This window comes from Paraburkholderia suaedae (genome assembly GCF_040812055.1).
Classification (GTDB): domain Bacteria; phylum Pseudomonadota; class Gammaproteobacteria; order Burkholderiales; family Burkholderiaceae; genus Paraburkholderia.
Genome location: NZ_JBFOAH010000003.1, coordinates 238,821 through 257,808 on the forward strand (window position 1 = coordinate 238,821; position 18,988 = coordinate 257,808).

The 18,988-nt window shown below is 64.7% G+C and carries 15 protein-coding genes and 2 pseudogenes; 9 read left to right on the forward strand and 8 right to left on the reverse strand.

The features are described 5' to 3' along the window. Positions 1–3 precede the first annotated feature (3 nt). Genes gspL through ABQJ48_RS06550 form a run of 3 tightly spaced genes read left to right on the forward strand, consistent with a single transcriptional unit; the run spans position 4 to position 2,718 of the window. Positions 4–1,416, forward strand: a complete 1,413-nt coding sequence (gene gspL / locus ABQJ48_RS06540) for a type II secretion system protein GspL (RefSeq protein ID WP_367836808.1) — start codon at positions 4–6, stop codon at positions 1,414–1,416. Next, positions 1,413–1,916 carry a type II secretion system protein M gene (locus ABQJ48_RS06545; protein ID WP_367836810.1) on the forward strand — a complete coding sequence of 168 codons (504 nt, stop codon included), beginning with the start codon at positions 1,413–1,415 and terminating at the stop codon, positions 1,914–1,916. The genes gspL and ABQJ48_RS06545 overlap by 4 nt, the downstream gene beginning before the upstream one ends. A 22-nt stretch (positions 1,917–1,938) precedes the next feature. Then, complete coding sequence (locus tag ABQJ48_RS06550; RefSeq protein WP_367836812.1) at positions 1,939–2,718, forward strand: type II secretion system protein N; 780 nt, start codon at positions 1,939–1,941, stop codon at positions 2,716–2,718. Positions 2,719–2,817: 99 nt separating this feature from the next. Here the strand turns inward: ABQJ48_RS06550 and ABQJ48_RS06555 are convergent, their stop codons facing one another. Beyond that, positions 2,818–4,392 carry an efflux transporter outer membrane subunit gene (locus tag ABQJ48_RS06555; protein ID WP_367836814.1) on the reverse strand — a complete coding sequence of 525 codons (1,575 nt, stop codon included), beginning with the start codon at positions 4,390–4,392 and terminating at the stop codon, positions 2,818–2,820. Positions 4,393–4,596: 204 nt separating this feature from the next. Next, complete coding sequence (locus ABQJ48_RS06560; protein ID WP_367836815.1) at positions 4,597–4,956, reverse strand: hypothetical protein; 360 nt, start codon at positions 4,954–4,956, stop codon at positions 4,597–4,599. Between ABQJ48_RS06560 and ABQJ48_RS06565 the strand changes: the two genes are divergently transcribed. Continuing rightward, positions 4,955–5,143 carry a hypothetical protein gene (locus ABQJ48_RS06565; protein ID WP_367836816.1) on the forward strand — a complete coding sequence of 63 codons (189 nt, stop codon included), beginning with the start codon at positions 4,955–4,957 and terminating at the stop codon, positions 5,141–5,143. The genes ABQJ48_RS06560 and ABQJ48_RS06565 overlap by 2 nt on opposite strands. Positions 5,144–5,636: 493 nt before the next feature. Beyond that, complete coding sequence (locus tag ABQJ48_RS06570) at positions 5,637–7,199, forward strand: DHA2 family efflux MFS transporter permease subunit (RefSeq protein WP_367836817.1); 1,563 nt, start codon at positions 5,637–5,639, stop codon at positions 7,197–7,199. 79 nt (positions 7,200–7,278) lie between these two features. Here the strand turns inward: ABQJ48_RS06570 and ABQJ48_RS06575 are convergent, their stop codons facing one another. The 4 genes from ABQJ48_RS06575 to ada all read right to left on the reverse strand — a co-directional run bounded on the left by ABQJ48_RS06575 (position 7,279) and on the right by ada (position 11,974). Continuing rightward, positions 7,279–7,791: a hypothetical protein gene (locus ABQJ48_RS06575; RefSeq protein ID WP_367836818.1), complete on the reverse strand. Its 513-nt coding sequence runs from the start codon at positions 7,789–7,791 to the stop codon at positions 7,279–7,281. 201 nt (positions 7,792–7,992) lie between these two features. Further along, positions 7,993–9,609 carry a glutamate--cysteine ligase gene (gene gshA / locus ABQJ48_RS06580; protein ID WP_367836819.1) on the reverse strand — a complete coding sequence of 539 codons (1,617 nt, stop codon included), beginning with the start codon at positions 9,607–9,609 and terminating at the stop codon, positions 7,993–7,995. Between the two features lie 257 nt (positions 9,610–9,866). Continuing rightward, positions 9,867–10,787 carry a DNA-3-methyladenine glycosylase family protein gene (locus ABQJ48_RS06585; protein WP_367836820.1) on the reverse strand — a complete coding sequence of 307 codons (921 nt, stop codon included), beginning with the start codon at positions 10,785–10,787 and terminating at the stop codon, positions 9,867–9,869. Further along, positions 10,784–11,974: a bifunctional DNA-binding transcriptional regulator/O6-methylguanine-DNA methyltransferase Ada gene (gene ada, locus ABQJ48_RS06590; protein ID WP_367836822.1), complete on the reverse strand. Its 1,191-nt coding sequence runs from the start codon at positions 11,972–11,974 to the stop codon at positions 10,784–10,786. The genes ABQJ48_RS06585 and ada overlap by 4 nt, the downstream gene beginning before the upstream one ends. 412 nt (positions 11,975–12,386) lie before the next feature. Between ada and ABQJ48_RS06595 the strand changes: the two genes are divergently transcribed. Next, complete coding sequence (locus tag ABQJ48_RS06595) at positions 12,387–12,812, forward strand: VOC family protein (protein WP_367836823.1); 426 nt, start codon at positions 12,387–12,389, stop codon at positions 12,810–12,812. A 12-nt stretch (positions 12,813–12,824) separates the two neighbouring features. Here the strand turns inward: ABQJ48_RS06595 and ABQJ48_RS06600 are convergent, their stop codons facing one another. Beyond that, complete coding sequence (locus ABQJ48_RS06600) at positions 12,825–13,379, reverse strand: YaeQ family protein (RefSeq protein WP_367836824.1); 555 nt, start codon at positions 13,377–13,379, stop codon at positions 12,825–12,827. A gap of 141 nt (positions 13,380–13,520) precedes the next feature. Next, positions 13,521–14,498, reverse strand: coding sequence for a LysR family transcriptional regulator (locus ABQJ48_RS06605; protein WP_367836825.1), 978 nt, complete (start codon positions 14,496–14,498; stop codon positions 13,521–13,523). A 446-nt stretch (positions 14,499–14,944) separates the two neighbouring features. Between ABQJ48_RS06605 and ABQJ48_RS06615 the strand changes: the two are divergent. The 3 genes and pseudogenes from ABQJ48_RS06615 to ABQJ48_RS06625 all read left to right on the forward strand — a co-directional run bounded on the left by ABQJ48_RS06615 (position 14,945) and on the right by ABQJ48_RS06625 (position 18,658). Then, positions 14,945–15,948, forward strand: a pseudogene (locus ABQJ48_RS06615) (arabinose ABC transporter substrate-binding protein). 100 nt (positions 15,949–16,048) lie between these two features. Beyond that, positions 16,049–17,629, forward strand: a complete 1,581-nt coding sequence (gene araG, locus ABQJ48_RS06620; RefSeq protein WP_367836826.1) for an L-arabinose ABC transporter ATP-binding protein AraG — start codon at positions 16,049–16,051, stop codon at positions 17,627–17,629. 83 nt (positions 17,630–17,712) lie between these two features. Continuing rightward, positions 17,713–18,658, forward strand: a pseudogene (locus ABQJ48_RS06625) (ABC transporter permease subunit). Positions 18,659–18,988 lie beyond the last annotated feature (330 nt).

Sequence of the window (18,988 nt, forward strand, 5' to 3'; positions counted from 1 at the left end):
CCTTTGAGCACGCTGATCGTCTTACTGCCGCCGCGTGATCCGGCGGTGCCGTCGCAGGAATGGCAACTGCCGGAGCTGCCGTTCGTCCTGCTCGACAAGTCGGGCCGCACCCAGCGCGCCGGCCGCTCGGCGCTCGCGCTGCTGCCCCGCGCGTCGTCGACGGTGCTGATGGTCGCCGCGCGCGACCTGCTGATGATGCCGGCCAAGCTGCCGCCGCTGCGCGGACCGAAGCTGCGCCAGGCGCTGCCCAATATCGTCGAGGATCAGCTAATCCAGGACCCGCAAACCTGCCACATCGCGGTCGATCCGCAACCGCTCGCGGGCGGGCGGCAGTTGCTGGCGGTCATCGACCGTGGTTGGTTCCGCTTCATCTATGAAGCGTTTTCGACGGCCGGTCATCGCAGCCTGCGCGCTGTCCCAGTCACACGCTGCTTGCCGCAGGCAGCCGCCGTACCCGATGCGCCTGTGGAAGCTGCTGAACCGGTCAGCGCGGGCGAGCCGGTGACAGCCGGCTCGGCCAGCGTAGCGACGGCGCTGTCGCGCGTCACGCCCGCAGTGGCGCCGGACGTCGCCGCCGCAGTGCCGATGGTCGCCGCCGTGCTCGGTGCGGTGCTGCCGACCGCGCCCGCGATGCTGCTGGAAAGCGCGGCCGAAAGCGAGGTGCCGCGCGTCGAAGTGGCGATCGCGCGTGGGGCGCAAGGCGAAGGGCTGGCGGTGCCGGCCACCGCGGTGAACGGGACGCTCGCCGCGCTCGCCGGCGGGGCGCCGGTCTCGCTGTACATGCTGACCGAACTGCCGGGAAGCGAGCCAAGCCTCGCCGCGGCGAGTCCGGCGCGGCTCGCCGCGCACGTCCACGGCGCGAGCCCGCTGCCGTTCGAGCAACTCGCCCGGCGCGCATTGCAATGCCGCTTCGACCTGTGTCAATTCGAGTTCGCGTCGCAGCCATGGCGGCTCGACCGCGCGACGATGCGGCGTCTGCGTCTGCCGGCCCTGCTGGGCATCGGCGCGCTGCTGATTGCGATTATCGGTGCGAACGTGCAGTGGCTGATGCTCGCGCGCGAACGCGACGCGATCAATGCGCATATGACGCAGTTGCTGCTCGAAACCTTCCCCAAAACGACGGTCGTGCTCGACGCACCCGACCAGATGTCGCGCCAGTTGCAGCAGTTGCGCGTGGCGGCGGGAGAACTGTCGCCGGATGACTTCCTCTCGCTCGCCGACGGCCTCGCGCGCTCGCTTCCACCGGTGCCGGTCAACGGCATCGCCGGACTCGACTATCACGACCGGCGGCTCGACGTCACCTTCAAACCCCAAGTCAAGGTCGACGCGGAATTCGCGCAGCGCCTCGCACGCAACGGACTGAGCGGCGCGATCGACAGCAACACCGGCAAGTGGACCATCAGGAACGCACAATGAAAGCTGAACTCGCTCAAACATGGGCCGGCTTCTGGGACCAGCGCACCGAGCGCGAAAAAAATCTCCTGACGTGGGGCGGCGGCGTGCTCGCCGTGGTGATCGCGTGGTCGGTGCTGTGGGCGCCGGCGCAGGAGGGGCGCGCGCATCTGCTTCAATCGCTGCCCAGCCTGCAACGGCAGCTCGCGCAAATGACCGCGCAGGCGAACGAAGCGCGCGCGCTGTCGGCGGCCGTGCAAGGCGTCGCGCCGACTGGCGGCGCACTGAAGGACGCGCTCACCGCATCGCTCAACGATCATGGCCTCACCGCGACGCAGGTGCAGGTGATTGGCAATGCGGTGCAGATCCAGATGAAGAACGCCTCATTCCCGGCGTGGACGGCGTGGGTCGACGATGCGCGCAAGCAGTTCAAAGTGCAGATCGCCGAGGCGCATGTCACGGCGCTCAAGGACGACGGCCAGGTGGATCTGACGGCGTCGCTGCAGCCGTCGACCGCCAAATGAGCGCGTCGTCGCGGGGTGCCGCATGAGTTACTGGACGCGGCGACTGCGCGCCGCGCTGCCCTGGCTACTGGTGGGGGCGATGAGTTCGTCGACGGTCGTGCTCGCGATGGCGCCGGCCGCATGGATCACGCCGCAATTCGCGCGGCAAACCCGCGGCCACGTCAATCTCGTCGATCCGGCCGGCTCCGTCTGGCACGGCTCGGCCACGCTGATGCTGGCCGCCGGCGCAGACATGAGCGCAGCGACGCTCCTGCCCGGACGGATCGAATGGCGCACGGGGTTCTGGCCGCTCTTCACGGGCCGCCTGCGCATGGTCATGCGGCACAGCGAGGCGATGCCCGATCCGATCACAGTCGACGCCACCCTGCGCAGCGCGACCGTCACGCCGGGCACGCTCGCGGTGCCCGCTTCACTGCTGAGCGGGCTGGGCGCGCCGTTCAACACGCTCGATTTGCAGGGCGACGTGCAACTGTCCTGGTCGGAATGGCGCAGCTTCAACAGGCAGGCATTCGGGCAACTGATCTTGACGCTGAACGATGTCAGTTCGCGCATCTCGCTCGTCAAGCCGCTGGGGTCCTACCGCGTGACGTTGCAGGCGCAGGGCACGTCGTCCGTACTCGATCTGACGACGCTCAAAGGCCCGCTGATACTGAGCGGTAGTGGCACAGTGTCGGGCGCTTCGACGTCGTTTTACGGTACCGCGAGCGCCACGCCCGAGGCGCGCGAGAACCTGGCGGGGCTGCTCAACCTGCTGGGTCGGCCGAGCGGTCCGGGCACGGTGGCGCTCAACTTCGTGCGTTGACACGCCGTTTCTAATACGTTGGCGGGACGTGAAAAGAGGCGTGGCCGCGAAAGTGCCCACGCCTTTTTCGCGCCATGCCCGCAAGCAGCGGCGTGCCGCTCATTTGCTCTGAACCTGGTGTTGCGGCGCGGCCCCGCTTTGCGCGACCGGCACGCCGGAAGCGGCCGGCAACGGCGCAGGCGCGGCCACACTGCCTGTTTCGCGATTCATCTGCGACGCATCCCAACCGCCGCCCAGTGCCTTCACCAGGCCCACCGACGAGACCATCCGCTGTCCCGCGATACTCTCGAGCTTCTGTTCGGCGATAAACGCCGTGGTCTGCGCGGTCAGCACGTTCACGAAGCCCACAGTGCCCGCCTTGTACTCGTTCGTGACGATGGCGAGTGCCTGACGAGCCGAATCGACCGCTTGCCGCTGCACGACGATTTCCTGTTCGAGAATGCGCAGCGACGCGAGGTTGTCCTCGACATCCTGGAACGCGGCCAGCACCGTCTGCCGGTAGGCAGCGACGTTCGCGTCGTAAGTGGCGCGGGCCGCCTCGGTCTGCGCCTGGCGCAGACCGGCGTCGAACAGCGTAGCCGCGAGTTGGGGGCCGAGCGTCCAGAAGCGCGACGGCGCGCTCAGCAATTGCGAGAAAACGGAACTTTCAAAGCCGCCGGTCGCGGACAGCGTCAGCGACGGGAAGAACGCCGCGATGGCGACGCCGATCTGCTCGTTCGCTGCCGCAGCCTTGCGTTCCGCCGACGCGATATCCGGCCGACGCTCGAGCAACGCCGACGGCATTTGCGCGGGCACGGCGGGCGGCGTAGCGGTGAGCGGCATCGCCGGCAGCGAGAAGACCGAGGCCGGCACGCCGACCAGCAGCGCGATCGCATGCTCGTCCTGGGCGCGCTGAATGCCGTTCTCGATGGCAGCCGCCTGGGCCGATTGCAACTGCGTTTGCGCCTGAATCACGTCCGAGCGGGCGGCGACACCCGCCGCATACTGGTTTTGCGTGAGTTGCAGCGAGCGCTGATAAGCGTCGACGGTGTCGTCGAGCAGCTTCTGACTCGAATCGAGCGTGCGCAGCGCGAAGTAGGTTTGCGCCAGCGCAGCTTGTGCCGATAGCCGGGCGTTGCCGAGATCGGCGGCCGCGCCCTGCTGGCCGGCTTTCTGTGCGTTGACGGTGCGGGTGACGGAACCCCACAGGTCCGGCTCCCAGCTTGCGTCGAGCTGCAGGTTGAAGCTATTGCCGATGCCGGAGGAGCGGCTCGTCGCGGTCGTCGCGCTACGGCCCGAAGCCGCCCCGGTACCTGAGCGCGTGGCGCCCGCCGCTGCGCCGATGGTCGGGAAATACGCGGCACGCGCCTCGCCGACCAGCGCGCGCGCCTGCCGGTAACTGGCGGCGAACTGGGCGATGGTCTGATTGGCCGCGTTCAGTTGGTTTTCCAGTGCGTCGAGTTGCGGGTCCTTGTAAATGCTCCACCAGTCGCCGCGATCGTTCTGATCGCCCGGCTCGGCGACTTTCCAACCGGGGGCGGCTTCCTTGAATGACGCGGGGATTTCGACCGCGGGCCGCTGATAGTTGGGGCCGACGGCGCAACCGGCCACCAGCGCCGCGCAGGCCACGGTTACCGAAATGGTCAGAGCGCGCGGCGCAAGCGGCCGCACGCGCGAGGTTCGATCAAACTGCATGCAATGAATTCCTTCTGGGCGCCGCGGGGCGGCCGATGGCGTCAGCGTTCGGCCGGGCGAGATCCTGGTCTGCCGGAATATTAGCGTACGGGCCGCTCGGGCCCGGGAATGGAAAGGGTAATGCGGCGGTGCGCGCAGGTGTGTTACTTCGCTAGTCGCGATGGTTACGCGCTGTTACTGACCGGTGCGCGAAGCGCGAAACCGTTAACCCCGCGTGTCGGTGCAGGTCGTTTTGCGGGCGAGCTTTCCGGCCGCTGCCCGGCACGCTGTGTCGCCGCGAGCCTGACACGGGCCTGCGTGAGCGGCAGCATGGTTAGGCGCTGCGGTAATGCCGTCTGCCAAGGCGGACTCGGCAGCCCCTTCGAGGACCGCTGTTTTGTCGCCTTTGCCCCGCCGATGCTCGAACCACGCCAGAATCGCCACGCCCAGCGATCCTCCAGGCAACACGAACAGCCCGGCGAAGAGCGCGAGTTTCCACCAGCGGTGCGGGCCCTGAAAGCTATTCAATGCGGAATCGGTCAATGAGCGGCTCAGGCCGCCAAGCGTGTTTTTGAGGTACAGCATGAGGCAATCCTTGGTTGCACGGCGCGGGCGCGGCGTGCGGGCGATCGGTCAGAACATGTTTTCGGGCGGCGCGGGTGCGCGTAACTCGTTGCCTGAAATAATATTGACTATGCAATTAAATTTCAAGATACTTCGCCGGGCGGTGGCGGCCGTGTTGTTTTTCCGCCCGTCGCACGACGCGGTGTGACGTCACTGCCCGAGCATCTACGGTCCGGTTTATCTCTTGATGTGTTCGAACAGCGGCTGATGGTCCTGCTAGGCGGTCCAAATCTCATGTCGAGCCTCGGCGCGCAGCGACGGCGCTTGTGCGATGTGAAAGCTGAACGCCGCAAGGCCGTGTAATTGACCGGTCGGGGCGCGGCGGCGCTGGGCGAGCAGCTGCGGGCCTTTGCGCGCAAGGCTTGTCACGCTGATTCAGCTGCGGTCGCGTTTCATCGCGAACGACCGAGGCGGTGGAGAAGGCGCGGTTTGCGGATCGTCCTCTGCCACCGCAACCCGCAAGAGAGCTGTTCGAAGAGTTGCCGCAAGAACCGGGCGACCAGTGATCCGGTGGCGCGATCCGAAAGCGCCTTCGTTTGAAAATATCTGTCCGGGTAAAGGTGTTGCAGCGCATCAGCTCGCGCTCCAGGGCGCACGATGAAGCTGCCCCGACAAGCTTTCCCCGGCCCCAGAGGAGAACAATGGACGCCACCGCTTCTACCGCTGCCCTGTCCGCCGCGGAGCCCGCTCCGCTCAAAGGCGCTGCGCTGGCCCTGCTCACCGTCGGCCTCGCCCTCGGTACTTTCATGGAAGTGCTCGACACATCGATTGCGAACGTCGCGGTGCCCACCATTTCCGGCAGCCTCGGCGTCGCGACGAGCCAAGGTACCTGGGTCATCTCGTCGTATTCGGTGGCTTCGGCGATCGCCGTGCCGCTGACTGGCTGGCTCGCGCGACGCGTCGGCGAGGTGCGTCTTTTTTCGCTGTCCGTGCTGCTCTTCACGATTGCGTCGGCGTTGTGCGGCCTGGCACACAACTTCGAGTCGCTGATCGCATTCCGACTCGTGCAGGGACTTGTGTCAGGACCGATGGTCCCGCTCTCGCAGACCATCCTGATGCGCTCGTATCCCATCGAAAAGCGCGGGCTCGCGCTGGGCCTGTGGGCGATGACCGTCATTTGCGCGCCGATCTTCGGACCGGTGATGGGCGGCTATATCACCGATAACTTCACGTGGCCATGGATCTTCTACATCAACGTGCCGATCGGGTTGTTCTCGGCGGTCTGCGCGTACGTGCTGCTGCGCGGCCGCGAGACCGCGACTACGAAACAACGCATCGATGCGGTCGGTCTCGCGCTGCTCGTGATCGGTGTGTCGTGCCTGCAGATGATGCTCGACCTGGGCAAGGATCGTGACTGGTTCAACTCGACTTTCATCGTGACGCTGGCCGTGATCGCGGTGGTGTCGATCGCGTTCCTGCTGGTATGGGAAATGACGGAAAAGGAGCCAGTCGTCGATCTTTCGTTGTTCAAGGACCGCAACTTCGCGCTCGGCGTGCTGATCATTTCGTTTGGCTTCATGGCCTTTTTCGGGTCGGTGGTGATCTTCCCGCTGTGGCTGCAAACCGTGATGGGCTACACCGCCGGACTTGCCGGGCTCGCCACCGCACCGGTGGGACTGCTCGCGCTGTTTCTGTCGCCGATGATCGGCAAGAACATGCACCGGCTCAATCTGCGGATCGTGGCGAGCTTTGCGTTCATCGTGTTCGCGTTCGTGTCCTTCTGGAACTCGACGTTCACGCTCGACGTGCCGTTCAATCACGTGATCTGGCCGCGCCTCGTCCAAGGCATCGGCGTGGCCTGTTTCTTCGTGCCGATGACGACCATCACGCTGTCTAGCGTGCCGGACGAACGGCTTGCCAGCGCCTCGGGCTTGTCGAACTTCTTTCGCACGTTGTCGGGCGCGATTGGGACCGCGATCAGTACGACCTTCTGGGAGAACGACACGATCTACCATCATGCGATGCTCGCCGATTCGGTGAACGTCTATTCGGCGAACACCCATGCCTATACCAGCGCACTGGCGGGCGTCGGTCTGGCCGGCGACGGCATTACCGCGCAACTGAACCAGGTGGTGACATCTCAGGCCTACATGATGGCCACCAACGACTTTTTCCGCATTTCGTGCGCGGCGTTTCTCGTGCTCGCTGTGCTGGTCTGGATCACCAAGCCGCGCAAGGGTGCTGGGCCTTCGTTAGGGCACTGACATTGATCGCGACGCTTCGGCAAAACGACGCTTGCGCGAAGTACATTTGCAGCGCCGCGCGCGTCCGAGTTCTGTACGCCTACTGCGTCATTGCTTCACCATTCGCGGCAGGAATGGATTGTCCCTGCGAAGCGTCGGGATGCATTGCAGAGGGCGTGGGCTGCGGCGGATTCACTTCACTTCGCCGCGCATTTGCCGCATCGCCGCGCACGTACTCCTTGAAGTCAGCGCCCGCTTCCCAGGGATTCGGCTTGCAGCCGAGCGAACCGTCGCAATGCGCCGCAAAGCCGATGGTTGCCGTGCCGTCGGGGTTCACCGTGCGCGTGATCTGATATGCGAGCGCCCGCTTGCCGCCATCCGGGCCGGCGGTCTGGATCAGCGAGTCGGTCGCGGATTCGATCGGGTAAGTCGAGTGGCTTGCCACCCACGTGTGCGCACGCTGCCACCACACATCGCATTCCGCTTTGTTCGAGCAGGTCAACGGTTTGGTCGCGATTTGCATGACGTCCGGATCGACTTGCCCTTGCGTCGAACATCCGGCCGCCGCGATCAAACCCGAACACAGCGCGGCCAACAGACCTCGGTTTCTCACGTTGATACCTCCTTGCCCGGAGCGTGTCATACGAGATTGGACCGCGGCGTAGATGCGGCGTTTCATCCACATCGAAGAATCGTCGGAGCTCGCGGAGAATTTGCCGATTGTTCTTCGCGCACGCATCGCGCGCGCCGTAGACGTTACCTGAAAAAAAGCGGCCGTTCAGGCCGCTGTTTCCTCACATCACGCACTCGCCGTTCAGACGCTGAAGCGATTCAACGTGTACGCGCGATAAGCCGCGACAAACGCGTCGAAGGAACCCACTTCCTCTCGTTCCAGCTTCGCCTGCTCGGCGAGCGACTGCGCCGCGAGTTCGGTGAACGCCCGAGTTTGCTGGGCGTCGAGCGGGCGCGAACGGAAATACGCGGCATGCGCTTCGCTTTGCTCAAGACCAAACGCGAGGAAGCTCTGGTTTTTGTCGCGCATGCTCTGCAGCACACGCGCCGACGGCGTCAGCGACGCGTCCGCAAGCTTCGCGCGTTGAACCGCCACCGCGCGCGCATGTTCATCGCCGCCCCGCAGCGCGTCGAGCGTGGCAGCCGCCGCGTCGATCTTGCTCATCAGGTCGCCGGCCCAATCCAGCATGGCGACCGCGCGGCCGTCGCGCGTCAGTTCCAGGCCCGGCTTGCGGCCTTCCATCGTTACCCGGGCGAAGTTCCGGTTGGCCTCCTCGTACGCATCAGGAGGCAACGGCGCACTGTCGTCGAGTGTGCAGACCAGCAGGTATGCATCGAGAAAACGCGACGTTTCCAGTGAAATGCCACTCGGCTCGAACGGATCGATATCCATGCAGCGCACTTCCACGTATTGCACGCCGCGGGCGGCGAGCGCATGCAGCGGACGCTCCCCCGGATGCGTGACCCGTTTCGGCCGAATCGTCGAGTAATACTCGTTTTCGATTTGCAGCACGTTCGTGTTGATCTGCACCCACTCGCCGTCGCGTTGTGTGCCAATCTGCTCATAGGCGGGGTACGGTTGGCTGACCGCTTTCGCAAGGGCGTCGAGGTAGCCCGGCAATGTGTTGTAGTCGGCATGCAGCGCCGCCTGCGCGGTGGTGTTCGAATAGCCGAGATCGCTCATGCGCAGGCTCGTCGCATACGGACGGTACAGCGTGTCGGCGTCGAATGTTTCGAGCGAGTGTTCGCGATCGCGGAGAAACCGGCGATCCAGCGCCGGCGACGCACCGAACAGATACATCAGCAGCCAATTGGTACGGCGGAAATTGCGGATCAGTGCGAGATAGCGGTCGGATTGGAAATCGACGGCATTCGCGGTAGACCCTGCATCGGCATGCAGCAGCCTCCACACTTCTTCGTTGAGCGAATAGTTGTAGTGGATACCCGCGATGCACTGCATCGTGCGGCCGTAGCGCAGCGCGAGACCAATGCGGTAGACGTACTTGAGTTTGCCGATGTTCGAGCTGCCGTAATGCGCGATTGGAATGCCGTCGTCGGTGTCGGGCAGCAGGCACGGCATCGAGTTGTTCCACAGGATCTCGTCGCCGAGTTCCGCGTAGACAAAGCGATGCAGCGTGTCGAGTTTCTCGAGCGTCTGCGCGACGTCATGCTCGGCCGGCGTGATCAGCTCGAGCAGCGCTTCCGAATAATCGGTGGTCAGCGACGGATGCGTGAGCGCCGAACCGAGCGCGCGCGGATGCGGTGTCAAGGCGAGCTTGCCGTCGTGCGTGACGCGCAGGCTTTCCCTTTCGATGCCGCGCAGCCCACGCGTCAGCGCATCGCGCTGCGGGCCTGAGGTCAGCACGGACAGGCGGTGCAGAAACGCGTCGGTCGTGCGTAGGGGGATCGTGTTTGGCATTGATGCGAGTCGAGCGTTGTCGGCCGCCATGTGCCGCTTCACTGCCAGGCGGCAGCACTGCGCGGTGGACGACGTTCGGCGGAATTTTCGGTAGCGGGCACTTTAACATTTCGCCACAACGGCTGCTTGAGGCCGCTTCGGCGGCCTGTTCCGGCCGCCCATCGCACCGGTTTTGACGATGAATCCACGCGTTGCGCGCACCGTCGTCGCTCGTCCCCGTGGCGCTTCGCGATGGTGCTGCCAGGCTGCGCGCCGCTTCAACCGCCACGCGCGGCGCCGGCGCGGTCCGCGACGTCGTTCCATAGATGCATGGCCGCATAAGCGCGCCACGGACGCCACGTGTCGGTGCGGGCCCGTTGCTGCGTGGGCCGCGTGAGCGACGGATCCCGCGCGCAGATCGACTGCATCAGCACCAGATCCCACGCGGGCCACGCGTCGGCGTCACGCCACGCGCGCATGGCGACATACTCCACCGTCCACGGGCCGATGCCGGGCAGTGCGAGTAACGCGGCGCGCAGGCTGGCCGTGCCCACCGCGTTGCTGTCGAGCGGCACCTCGCCGCTGGCTACGGCACGCGCGAAGCCTTGCAGTGCCGCGACACGTTTGCCAGGCATGCCAATCTGCGCGAGATCGACCGCGGCCAACGCGGCAGGGGTCGGAAAGCGCCAGGCGGTGTTTTCATGCGCATGTCCGTCGATGCGCTCGCCGGCGCGCTGCACCAGCCGTCCGATGATGGTGGTCGCCGCCTTGACGCTGACCTGCTGACCGACGATTGCGCGCACCACCAGCTCGAAGCCCGACCATGCACCCGGCACACGCAGACCTGGACGGGCTTCGACGAGCGGCGCGAGCCACGGGTCCGCGGCGAGATCGGCGCCGATCTTCTTCGGATCGGCATGCAGGTCGAACATTCTTGCGATCGGGACCGCGAGCGCGTCGGCGTGAGCGCTCGCCGGCCCCTCGATGCTCGCGACAATGCAGCGTTTGCGCGGATGCAGGCGCACGCTCAGCGTGCCGCTGTCGCCGGCCCAGTCGATCGCGCGGCGATAGGCGCCGTCTTCCACCACTTCCACGCCGGGGGTCGCGCGCCCACCGAAAAAGCGCAGCACGCGCGGCCAGTCGAAAGGCGGTTTGAACGGCAGTTCGAGGGTTGCGACGTCGTCTTCGAGCGTGCTCACGCGGCGTGGTCCAGTTTGGTGGTGGTGACGGTATCGGCGCGATCATTGTCGGCGGAATCCGGCGTTTGGCGGCTAGATACGTCGAAATTGCGGCTGGCGTGCTGCGCTTCGTTCTCGAGCAACGCGGCCTTGCGCGGCAGACCCCAACGATACCCGGCCAGCGCCCCGCCCTTTTGCAGCACACGATGGCAAGGAATCGCCAGTGCCACCGGATTGGTCGCGCACGCGCTTGCCACCGCTCGCACCGCGCCGGGCGAGCCCACCGCCTCGGCGATCTGCGAATAGCTGCGCGTTTCGCCATACGGTATGCGCCGCAACGCGTCCCAGACACGCTGCCGGAACGCGGTGGCAGCGATGTCCAAAGGCAGATCGAAGTGCTGACGGCTGCCGTGCAGATAGGCGTCGATCTGCGCGATGAACGGGCCAAGTTGCTCCGGATCTTCGAGCAGCTCGGCGTTGACCAACTCGCCGCGCAGTTCGTCGATCATCGATGCCTGGTCGTCGCCAAACCCGATTTTGCAGATGCCTTTGTGCGTGGCCGCGATCAGCACGAAGCCCAGCGGGGTCGGCGCGGTCGCATAGCGCACCGTCAGCCCCGCGCCTTTGCGGCGATACGCCGACGGCACCATGCCCAGTTCGGCCGGCGCGCTGTCGTACATGCGCGACGGCGAGCCGAAGCCCGCGTCGTGCGTCGCGCGCGTCACATCCGCGCCGTTTCGCAGCGCGTCGCGCAACGCGGCGCCCCGCTGCGCGGCCTGGTACTGGCGCGGCGACACGCCCACCACGCGCTTGAACAGGCGCTGAAGATGGAACGGGCTCACGTGCACCGCGTCGCTCAGCTGCGCGAGCGTGAGACGCTGCGCCGGATTCGCGTCCAGCGCGGCGCACGCCCGCCTGACGATTTCCAGCTCGCGCGGCAGGCCGCCAGGCTGGCACCGCTTGCAGTCGCGAAAGCCCGCGGCGCGCGCGGCGGCGGCGTCGGTAAAGAACGCGATGTTCTCGCGACGCGGCTGTCGCGACGCGCACGACGGACGACAGAACACGCCTGTCGTCTTCACCCCATAGAAGAAAGCGCCGTCGGCGCGCGGCTCGCGGTGCGTGACGGCGGCCCAGCGTTCAGCGTCGGAAGTCCAGCGGGTCGTTTCGGGGGCGGTGCTGAGGTCAGTATTGCCGGTAATGGGTTTCATGATGGTCCGGTAAGGCTCGCAGTGTCGATGCTCACCAATGTAGGCCGTATGCCGACACCCTACGCCCCGGTTCTTGCTCTGTCATTGCGCTGATTCGGAGTAGGGAACGGTAGCGCCGGGACGGCCGCCACACGGTCAGCTCGCCCCCACTGCGACATTTTGGCCCGATATCGGGTTTTCCCTTAAAAAGTTATTGCGTCGCATCAAGCTCGTGTGTATATTAGTACCTGTCTCCTCCATGTCTCCTCCTGATATGGATTCAGCCCGCTCCACATAGAGCGGGCTTTTTTTTGCCTGTACGTTTCCGCTGCCCGGCCGCGCAAGCCCGCCCGATGCGGCTGACGGCTGCTTCCCCTTTCTCCTACACTGGCTAATCATCCGCAGTGCGAAAGGGCCAAAAGGGGCGTTTGACATGAAAATCCACATCCGCGAGATCGATCACGTCGTTATCCGCGCGACGAACGTCGAGGCGATGACGCGTTTTTATTGCGACGTGCTGGGGTGCAGCCTCGAAAAGGAGCAGCGCGATCTGGGTTTGACGCAATTGCGCGCCGGCCGCTCGCTCATCGACCTGCTGCAAGTCGGCGCGAAGCTGGACCGTGTCGAAAACGGCACGGCGGGCGCGGGCCGGAATATGGATCACGTCTGTCTGCGCGTGGAGCCGTTCGACGCCGAAGCGCTCAAGCAGCATCTCGCCGGGCACGGCGCGCGGCTGGGCGACGAGGCGTTGCGCTACGGTGCGGACGGCTTTGGGCCGTCGTTGTATCTGTTCGACCCGGAAGGGAACATGGTCGAACTGAAGGGGCCGCCGGAAGCGGCGCGGGTCACGTCGCTGTAGACGAAAGACCCGTCAGGCGTTGGCCGGCGCTTTCAGCACCGTCCAGTCGATCTTGACCGCATCCGCCTCGGCACTGCCGAGCCACGCTTCCCCGTCCTGCACCGTGCATTGCAGGCGCATCGTGCGTTCGGCAAGCGCGCCGAGCGCCGCCGCGACGTCTTCATCGAGCGTCCACACCGTCACGTTGCGCATGCGCTCCACCTTGTTACGCACGCCCTGCCACCAGATGTCCGATGCGCGGCCGCCATAGGCGATCACGATCACGTCGTTGGAGCGGCCGCTCGCTTTCGCGATGCGCCGTTCGTCCGGCTGGCCCACTTCGATCCAGGTTTCGATCGCGCCGGTGAGATCTTTTTGCCACAGGTCCGGTTCGTCCACGTCCGACAAACCTTTGCAGAACTCGAGGCGTTCCTGCGCAAACAGCGCGAAGGCCGCGACGCGCACCATCATCCGGTCGTCGGTTTCCGACGGATGGCGGGCGATCGTCAGCGAGTGGTCGGCGTAATAGTGCCGGTCCATATTGGCGATCTGCAGTTCCGCCTTGTAAATCGTCGATTTCAGAGCCATGCCGTTGCTAAACCAGGCGTTCGCTCCACCGGAGCGAACAGAAAAAGAATCGTCGACGGCGCGTTGCCGTCTTCCGTGCTTGTTGTACATCGCTTCTCTCCCGCGCCGTTTAGCCGGCTACCCTACCAGCGAGAGAAGCATTTACCGCGCCAGCGCCGCCTCGAACACCGTGCCGTAGACCTCTGCGGCGGCTTCGCGCAAGGCATCCAGCACCACGGCAGCCCCGGGCGAAAGCAGATGCGACTGGCGCGTGATGATACCGAATGTGTCCATCCTGCACGGTAAATCTATCGGGACGCGCTTCAGGACACCGTACTGTTGGTATTGACGCGCCACTTCGTCGGGCAGCACGGCCAGCATGTCGCTTTGCAGCAGCAGGCTCGAAATCGCCAGAAAATTGTTGGTATTCACCACGTTTTGTGGCGGATTCAACCCTATCTGCGAAAACATCAGATCGAAGCGATGACGCAGCACGCTACCGGGTGGATGCAGAACCCAGCTCGCGTTGACGATGCCGCGCAGCGTCAAACCCGTCTCATTCTCGAGCGGATGCCCGGGGCGAGCCACCACGCAAAGCGGCTCGTCGGCGAGCGGTTCGTAGCGGATTTCCGCCTTGAACTGGTTTTGCCGTTCCAGCACCCGGCCGATCATGATGTCGAGCTGGCCTTCGGCTAGCCGCGGCAGCATCACGTCCGAGGTTTCCACCTCCGCCCAGATCTGCAATTGCGGATAGCGTTCCTTCACGCTGGCGATCGCGCGCGGCACCATCGTCGCGGCCGCCGCCGCAATCACGCCAATGCGCACCTGGCCCGCGAGACCGGAACGTAACGCCGAAATTTCCTCGTGCGCGTGGCTCAGATTCGACAACACCATGCGCGCATGCCGGATCATCACCTCTCCGTACAAGGTGGCGTGCATGCCATGGGGCGTGCGGTCGAACAGGCTGACCTCCAGCATGTCCTCCAGCTCCTTGAGCAGCCGTGAGGCGGCGGGCTGGGTCATGCCGAGTACGTCGGCGGCCCGGCGCACGTTGCCTTCCTCCTCCATCGCCGCGAGCAGCAGCAGCTGCCGCGTCTTCAGGCGCGCACGGACGAACCAGTTCGAGTAGCTACGCGTCATCGTGTGTCTCCCAGCTTTATTTCTTCGGTGAAAGGCCTTGTTTCGCGCCGCCCGGCGGTTCTGCTCACCCCGCCACCATGATGCCATACCGAAACTGATATCGGGATGACTCAAAAGGGGATTGGAAAGTTATTGGGCTCGCTCATACCACTCGTGGACTTTTCAGAACTCGCATATGACCTCATCCGTCGATGAACCGCGATTCGCTCGTTCCGCTCGTTGCCAGCCCGTTTCGCCATTACATCAATGGCCGATGGGAGACGGGCGCGACCGCGGGCGTGTCGTTCAACCCATCGGACCTGGACGAACCGGTCGGCAAATACGTGTGGGCGGATGTGCGGCAGACGGACACCGCGATCGAAGCGGCCCAAGCGGCGTTTCGCGACTGGTCGCAGGCGTCGGCGCAGCGTCGACACAATTCAGCTTTTCAACCTCAGGAGACACGCATGACCAGCAAGCTTCGCAGTTTGACCCTCACCGCGATGGCCGCCGCCGCCCTCGCCGCCCCGTTCGCCGCGCAACTCTCCGCGCACGCTGACCAGCAGCTCAAAGTCGGCTCTTTGGTGAAGATGCCGGAACAGGCGTGGTTCATCAACGAACGGAAAGCCGCGACCGCGCTCGGTCAGAAGGACGGCTTCTCGGTGGTCAACATCGGCACGCCGGACGGCGAAAAAGTGCTGGCCGCTATCGACACCTCGGCGCCCAAGGCGCCAAGGGCTTCGTGATCTGCGCGCCCGACGTGCGGCTCGGACCGGCAATCCAGGCGCGTGCCAAGCGCTACAACATGAAGTTCGTCACCGTCGACGACCAACTGGTCGATTCCACCGGCAAGCCGCTCGCGAACGTGCCGCACCTGGGCATGTCCGCGTCGAAGATCGGCAACCAGGTCGGTCAGGCGATCAGCGATGAAATGAAACGCCGCGGCTGGAAGCCTGAAGAAGTAGGCGCGCTGCGCATCACGAACTACGAACTGCCGACCGCGAAACTGCGCACTGACGGTGCGACGCAATCGCTGCTGGCCGGCGGCTTCAAGAAGGAAAACATCTTCGACGCCCCGCAAAAGACGACCGATGACGAAGGCGGTTTCAACGCGTCGTCGCCGGTGCTCGCTCAGCATCCGAACATCAAGAAGTGGGTGGTCTTCGCGCTCAACGAGGAAAGCGTGCTGGGCGGCGTGCGCGCCACCGAGCAGCTGCATATTCCGGCGGCGGACGTGATCGGCGTCGGCATCAACGGTGCCGGGGAAGCGTTCGCCGAGTTCCTGAAGAAGGAACCGACCGGCTTCTACGGCACGATCGCCGTGAGCTCGACGAACCACGGTAAGGACAGCACTGAAAACCTCGTCGAGTGGATCAAGGACGGCAAGCAGCCGCCCGCCGATACGCAGACCACCGGCAAGCTGATGGTGCGCAGCAACTGGCAGGAAGTGCGTAAAGAACTCGGCATTTAAGCCGGATTCGAGTCCGCAGGTTCTGGCGGGCCGCCTCGCGGTGACGCGAGACCGGCCCGCGCTGTTGAGCACAGTTGTCCATTTGTTCGAGGTTTTTTCGATGACGTCCTTACCCACCGACGCCCGCGGCGATGCATCGGCGCTGTCGGCGCAAGCGCCCTCGCCTTTGCCTGTGTCCGCCTTGGCCAGCGTCGACGCCGCGTCGTACCTGCAGCTCGACGGCATCTCCGTGCGCTTTCCCGGCGTGCTCGCGCTCGATCAGGTCTCGCTCGAAGTGCGGCGCGGCGAAGTGCATGGCTTGATGGGCGAAAACGGCGCCGGCAAATCGACGCTGCTCAAAGTACTGTCCGGCGTGAATCAACCGGCGGCGGGCACCCTGTCGCTGGATGGCGTTGCCCAGCAATTCACCACGACCAAGGCGGCCATCGCGGCGGGCGTCGCGATCATCTATCAGGAACTGCATCTGGTGCCCGAACTCACCGTTGCGGAAAACCTGATGCTCGGTGCGCTGCCCAATCGTTTCGGTGTACTGGACGAAAAGGCACTGCTCGCCCGCGCGGTACGTGAGCTGGAACGGCTCGGCGAAAAGATCGATTCGTCGCAGCAGGTGAAGAACCTGTCCATCGGGCAGCGGCAGATGATCGAGATCGGCAAGGCGCTGATGCGCGACGCGCGCATGATCGCGTTCGACGAACCGACCAGTTCGCTGTCGTCGCGCCAGACCACGCAATTGTTCCGCATCATCCGCGCGTTGAAGGCCGAAGGCCGCGCGATCATCTACGTGACGCACCGGATGGACGAAGTCCATGAGCTGTGCGATCGCGTCACGGTGTTTCGCGACGGCCGCCGCATCGACACATTCGAAGCGGGCGACGGGCTCGATCGCGATCGGCTGATCGGCTGCATGGTCGGCCGCTCGATCGCCGACGTGTATGGCTACCGTTCGCGCGAACTCGGCGACGTGCAGATCGACGTCAAGGACCTGATGGGACCCGGCTTGCGCGAACCGGCTTCGTTCGCGGCGCGCAAAGGCGAAATCGTCGGCTTCTTCGGGCTGGTCGGCGCAGGCCGTTCCGAGCCGATGAAGCCGATCTACGGCGCGGTCAAGCCGGCCGGTGGCGAGATCACGCTCAAAGGCAAGCGCGTGCGCTTCGCCACGCCGCGCGATGCGGTACGCGCGGGCGTCGCACTATGCCCGGAGGATCGCAAGCAGGAAGGCATCGTGTCGATCGCCTCGGTATCGGACAACCTGAACATCAGTTGCCGCCGCCATTTCAGCCGCTTCAACGTGCTCAACGGCCGCAAGGAAGCGCAGACCGCCCGCGAATTCATCGGCAAGCTCGCGATCAAGACGCGCAACGGCGAGACGCCGATCGGCACATTGTCCGGCGGCAATCAGCAAAAAGTGATTTTGTCGCGCTGGCTCGCGGAAAACATCGACGTGTTCCTGATGGACGAGCCCACGCGCGGCATCGACGTCGGTGCGCGCAGCGAGATTTACGGGCTGCTATACGGACTCGCCGATGCGGGCCGCACGGTCATCGTTGTCTCGAGCGATCTGGCCGAAGTGATCGGCGTCACGGACCGCGTGATCGTGATGAAGGAGGGGCGCATCGTCGGCGATCTGCCGAAGGCGCAGGCCACCCCCGATGCGCTGATCAAGCTCGCGCTGCCGCGCTGAAAGTCCACCTTCATCTGCCCGAGCGAAGCACGCCAAACGAACGCACGCGACTGAATCGCGCCATTGAAACGGAAACACACATCATGAACACACCCTCAACCGATTCCACGACCCCAGCTGTCGCCCCAGCGAGCCTGAGCGCGCGCGCCGCACGCAGCTGGGATTTGATCAACAAGTCCGGCATCGTGATGGTGTTCGTCATCCTGTTCGCAGTGCTGTCGTTCACTGTCCCGGACTTCATCAGCTCGCGCAATATCCAGGGCTTGCTGCTCTCCGTCACGCTGATCGGCTCGATCTCCGTGACCATGATGTTCGTGCTCGCGCTCGGTGAAGTGGATCTGTCGGTGGCGTCGATCGTCGTCCTGGGCGGCGTGCTGGCGGGCGGCGCAGTCGGCCTCGTGAACGGCGTGCTCGTCGCGCGCTACAAGATCAACTCGCTGATCGTCACGCTCGCGATGATGGAAGTCGTGCGCGGCCTTGCGTACATCACGTCGAACGGTGACGCGGTCATGATCTCCGAGGAGCGTTTCTTCGACCTCGGCGGCGGCTCGTTCCTCGGCATTTCCTTTCCGATCTGGAGCAACATCGTCGGTTTCGTGTTGTTCGGTTTCCTGCTGAAGAAAACGGTGTTCGGCAAGAACGTGCTGGCCGTCGGCGGCAATGGCGAGGCGGCCTTGCTGGCGGGCTTGTCCGTCACGCGCATCAAGATCACGGTGTTCGTGTTGCAAGGACTCGTGACCGGCTTCGCGGGTGTGATGCTCGCCTCGCGTATGAGTCTCGGCGACCCGAAGACGTCGGTCGGGCTGGAGCTCGGCGTGATCTCGGGCGTGCGTGCTCGGCGGCGTTTCCCTGACGGGCGGGGTGGCTACGATTTCGGGAGTGCTGGTGGGCGTGCTGATCATGGGCTCCGTGCAGGACGCGATGAGCCTGCTTAACGTGCCGACCTTCTACCAGTACCTGATTCGCGGCGGGATTCTGCTGCTGGCGGTGCTGTTCGACCAGTACCGTCGCAGCAAACGCGTCCACTGACGCGAGCTTCTAACTGACGCGCACGCGTATTTTCGCGGCGCCCCGGTCCCGCGCGATCCGCTTCGAGCGACGCATGATCGTGCTCCGATAGTGGCTGGTTCTTTCTGTTGATTGTTGCTGCGCTTTGCGAGAAGGCGTACTGCCGATGCGGGCTGATAATCCGCATCGGCTTTTTTCCTTTGGCTCAGCCGGAACGCCGCAAGCACGCAGACATGCTAAAGCGGCCCGAGCATTCAATGCTGAGCCGCTAAATTCCACCCACGCCGTTTAACATCGCGGGCTTTCGATCGTCCGAGGATGCGACATAACCGGTCGCTTTCCGGCTCTTTT

Excerpts from the sequence above, each read along its gene's own strand:
- ABQJ48_RS06545 (WP_367836810.1), top strand. The coding sequence starts at position 1,413 with ATGAAAGCTGAACTCGCTCAAACATGGGCCGGCTTCTGGGACCAGCGC.
- ABQJ48_RS06550 (WP_367836812.1), top strand. The coding sequence starts at position 1,939 with ATGAGTTACTGGACGCGGCGACTGCGCGCCGCGCTGCCCTGGCTACTG.
- ABQJ48_RS06555 (WP_367836814.1), bottom strand. The coding sequence starts at position 4,392 with ATGCAGTTTGATCGAACCTCGCGCGTGCGGCCGCTTGCGCCGCGCGCT.
- ABQJ48_RS06565 (WP_367836816.1), top strand. The coding sequence starts at position 4,955 with ATGAGGCAATCCTTGGTTGCACGGCGCGGGCGCGGCGTGCGGGCGATC.
- ABQJ48_RS06560 (WP_367836815.1), bottom strand. The coding sequence starts at position 4,956 with ATGCTGTACCTCAAAAACACGCTTGGCGGCCTGAGCCGCTCATTGACC.
- ABQJ48_RS06570 (WP_367836817.1), top strand. The coding sequence starts at position 5,637 with ATGGACGCCACCGCTTCTACCGCTGCCCTGTCCGCCGCGGAGCCCGCT.
- gshA (WP_367836819.1), bottom strand. The coding sequence starts at position 9,609 with ATGCCAAACACGATCCCCCTACGCACGACCGACGCGTTTCTGCACCGC.
- ada (WP_367836822.1), bottom strand. The coding sequence starts at position 11,974 with ATGAAACCCATTACCGGCAATACTGACCTCAGCACCGCCCCCGAAACG.
- ABQJ48_RS06595 (WP_367836823.1), top strand. The coding sequence starts at position 12,387 with ATGAAAATCCACATCCGCGAGATCGATCACGTCGTTATCCGCGCGACG.
- ABQJ48_RS06600 (WP_367836824.1), bottom strand. The coding sequence starts at position 13,379 with ATGGCTCTGAAATCGACGATTTACAAGGCGGAACTGCAGATCGCCAAT.
- ABQJ48_RS06605 (WP_367836825.1), bottom strand. The coding sequence starts at position 14,498 with ATGACGCGTAGCTACTCGAACTGGTTCGTCCGTGCGCGCCTGAAGACG.
- araG (WP_367836826.1), top strand. The coding sequence starts at position 16,049 with ATGACGTCCTTACCCACCGACGCCCGCGGCGATGCATCGGCGCTGTCG.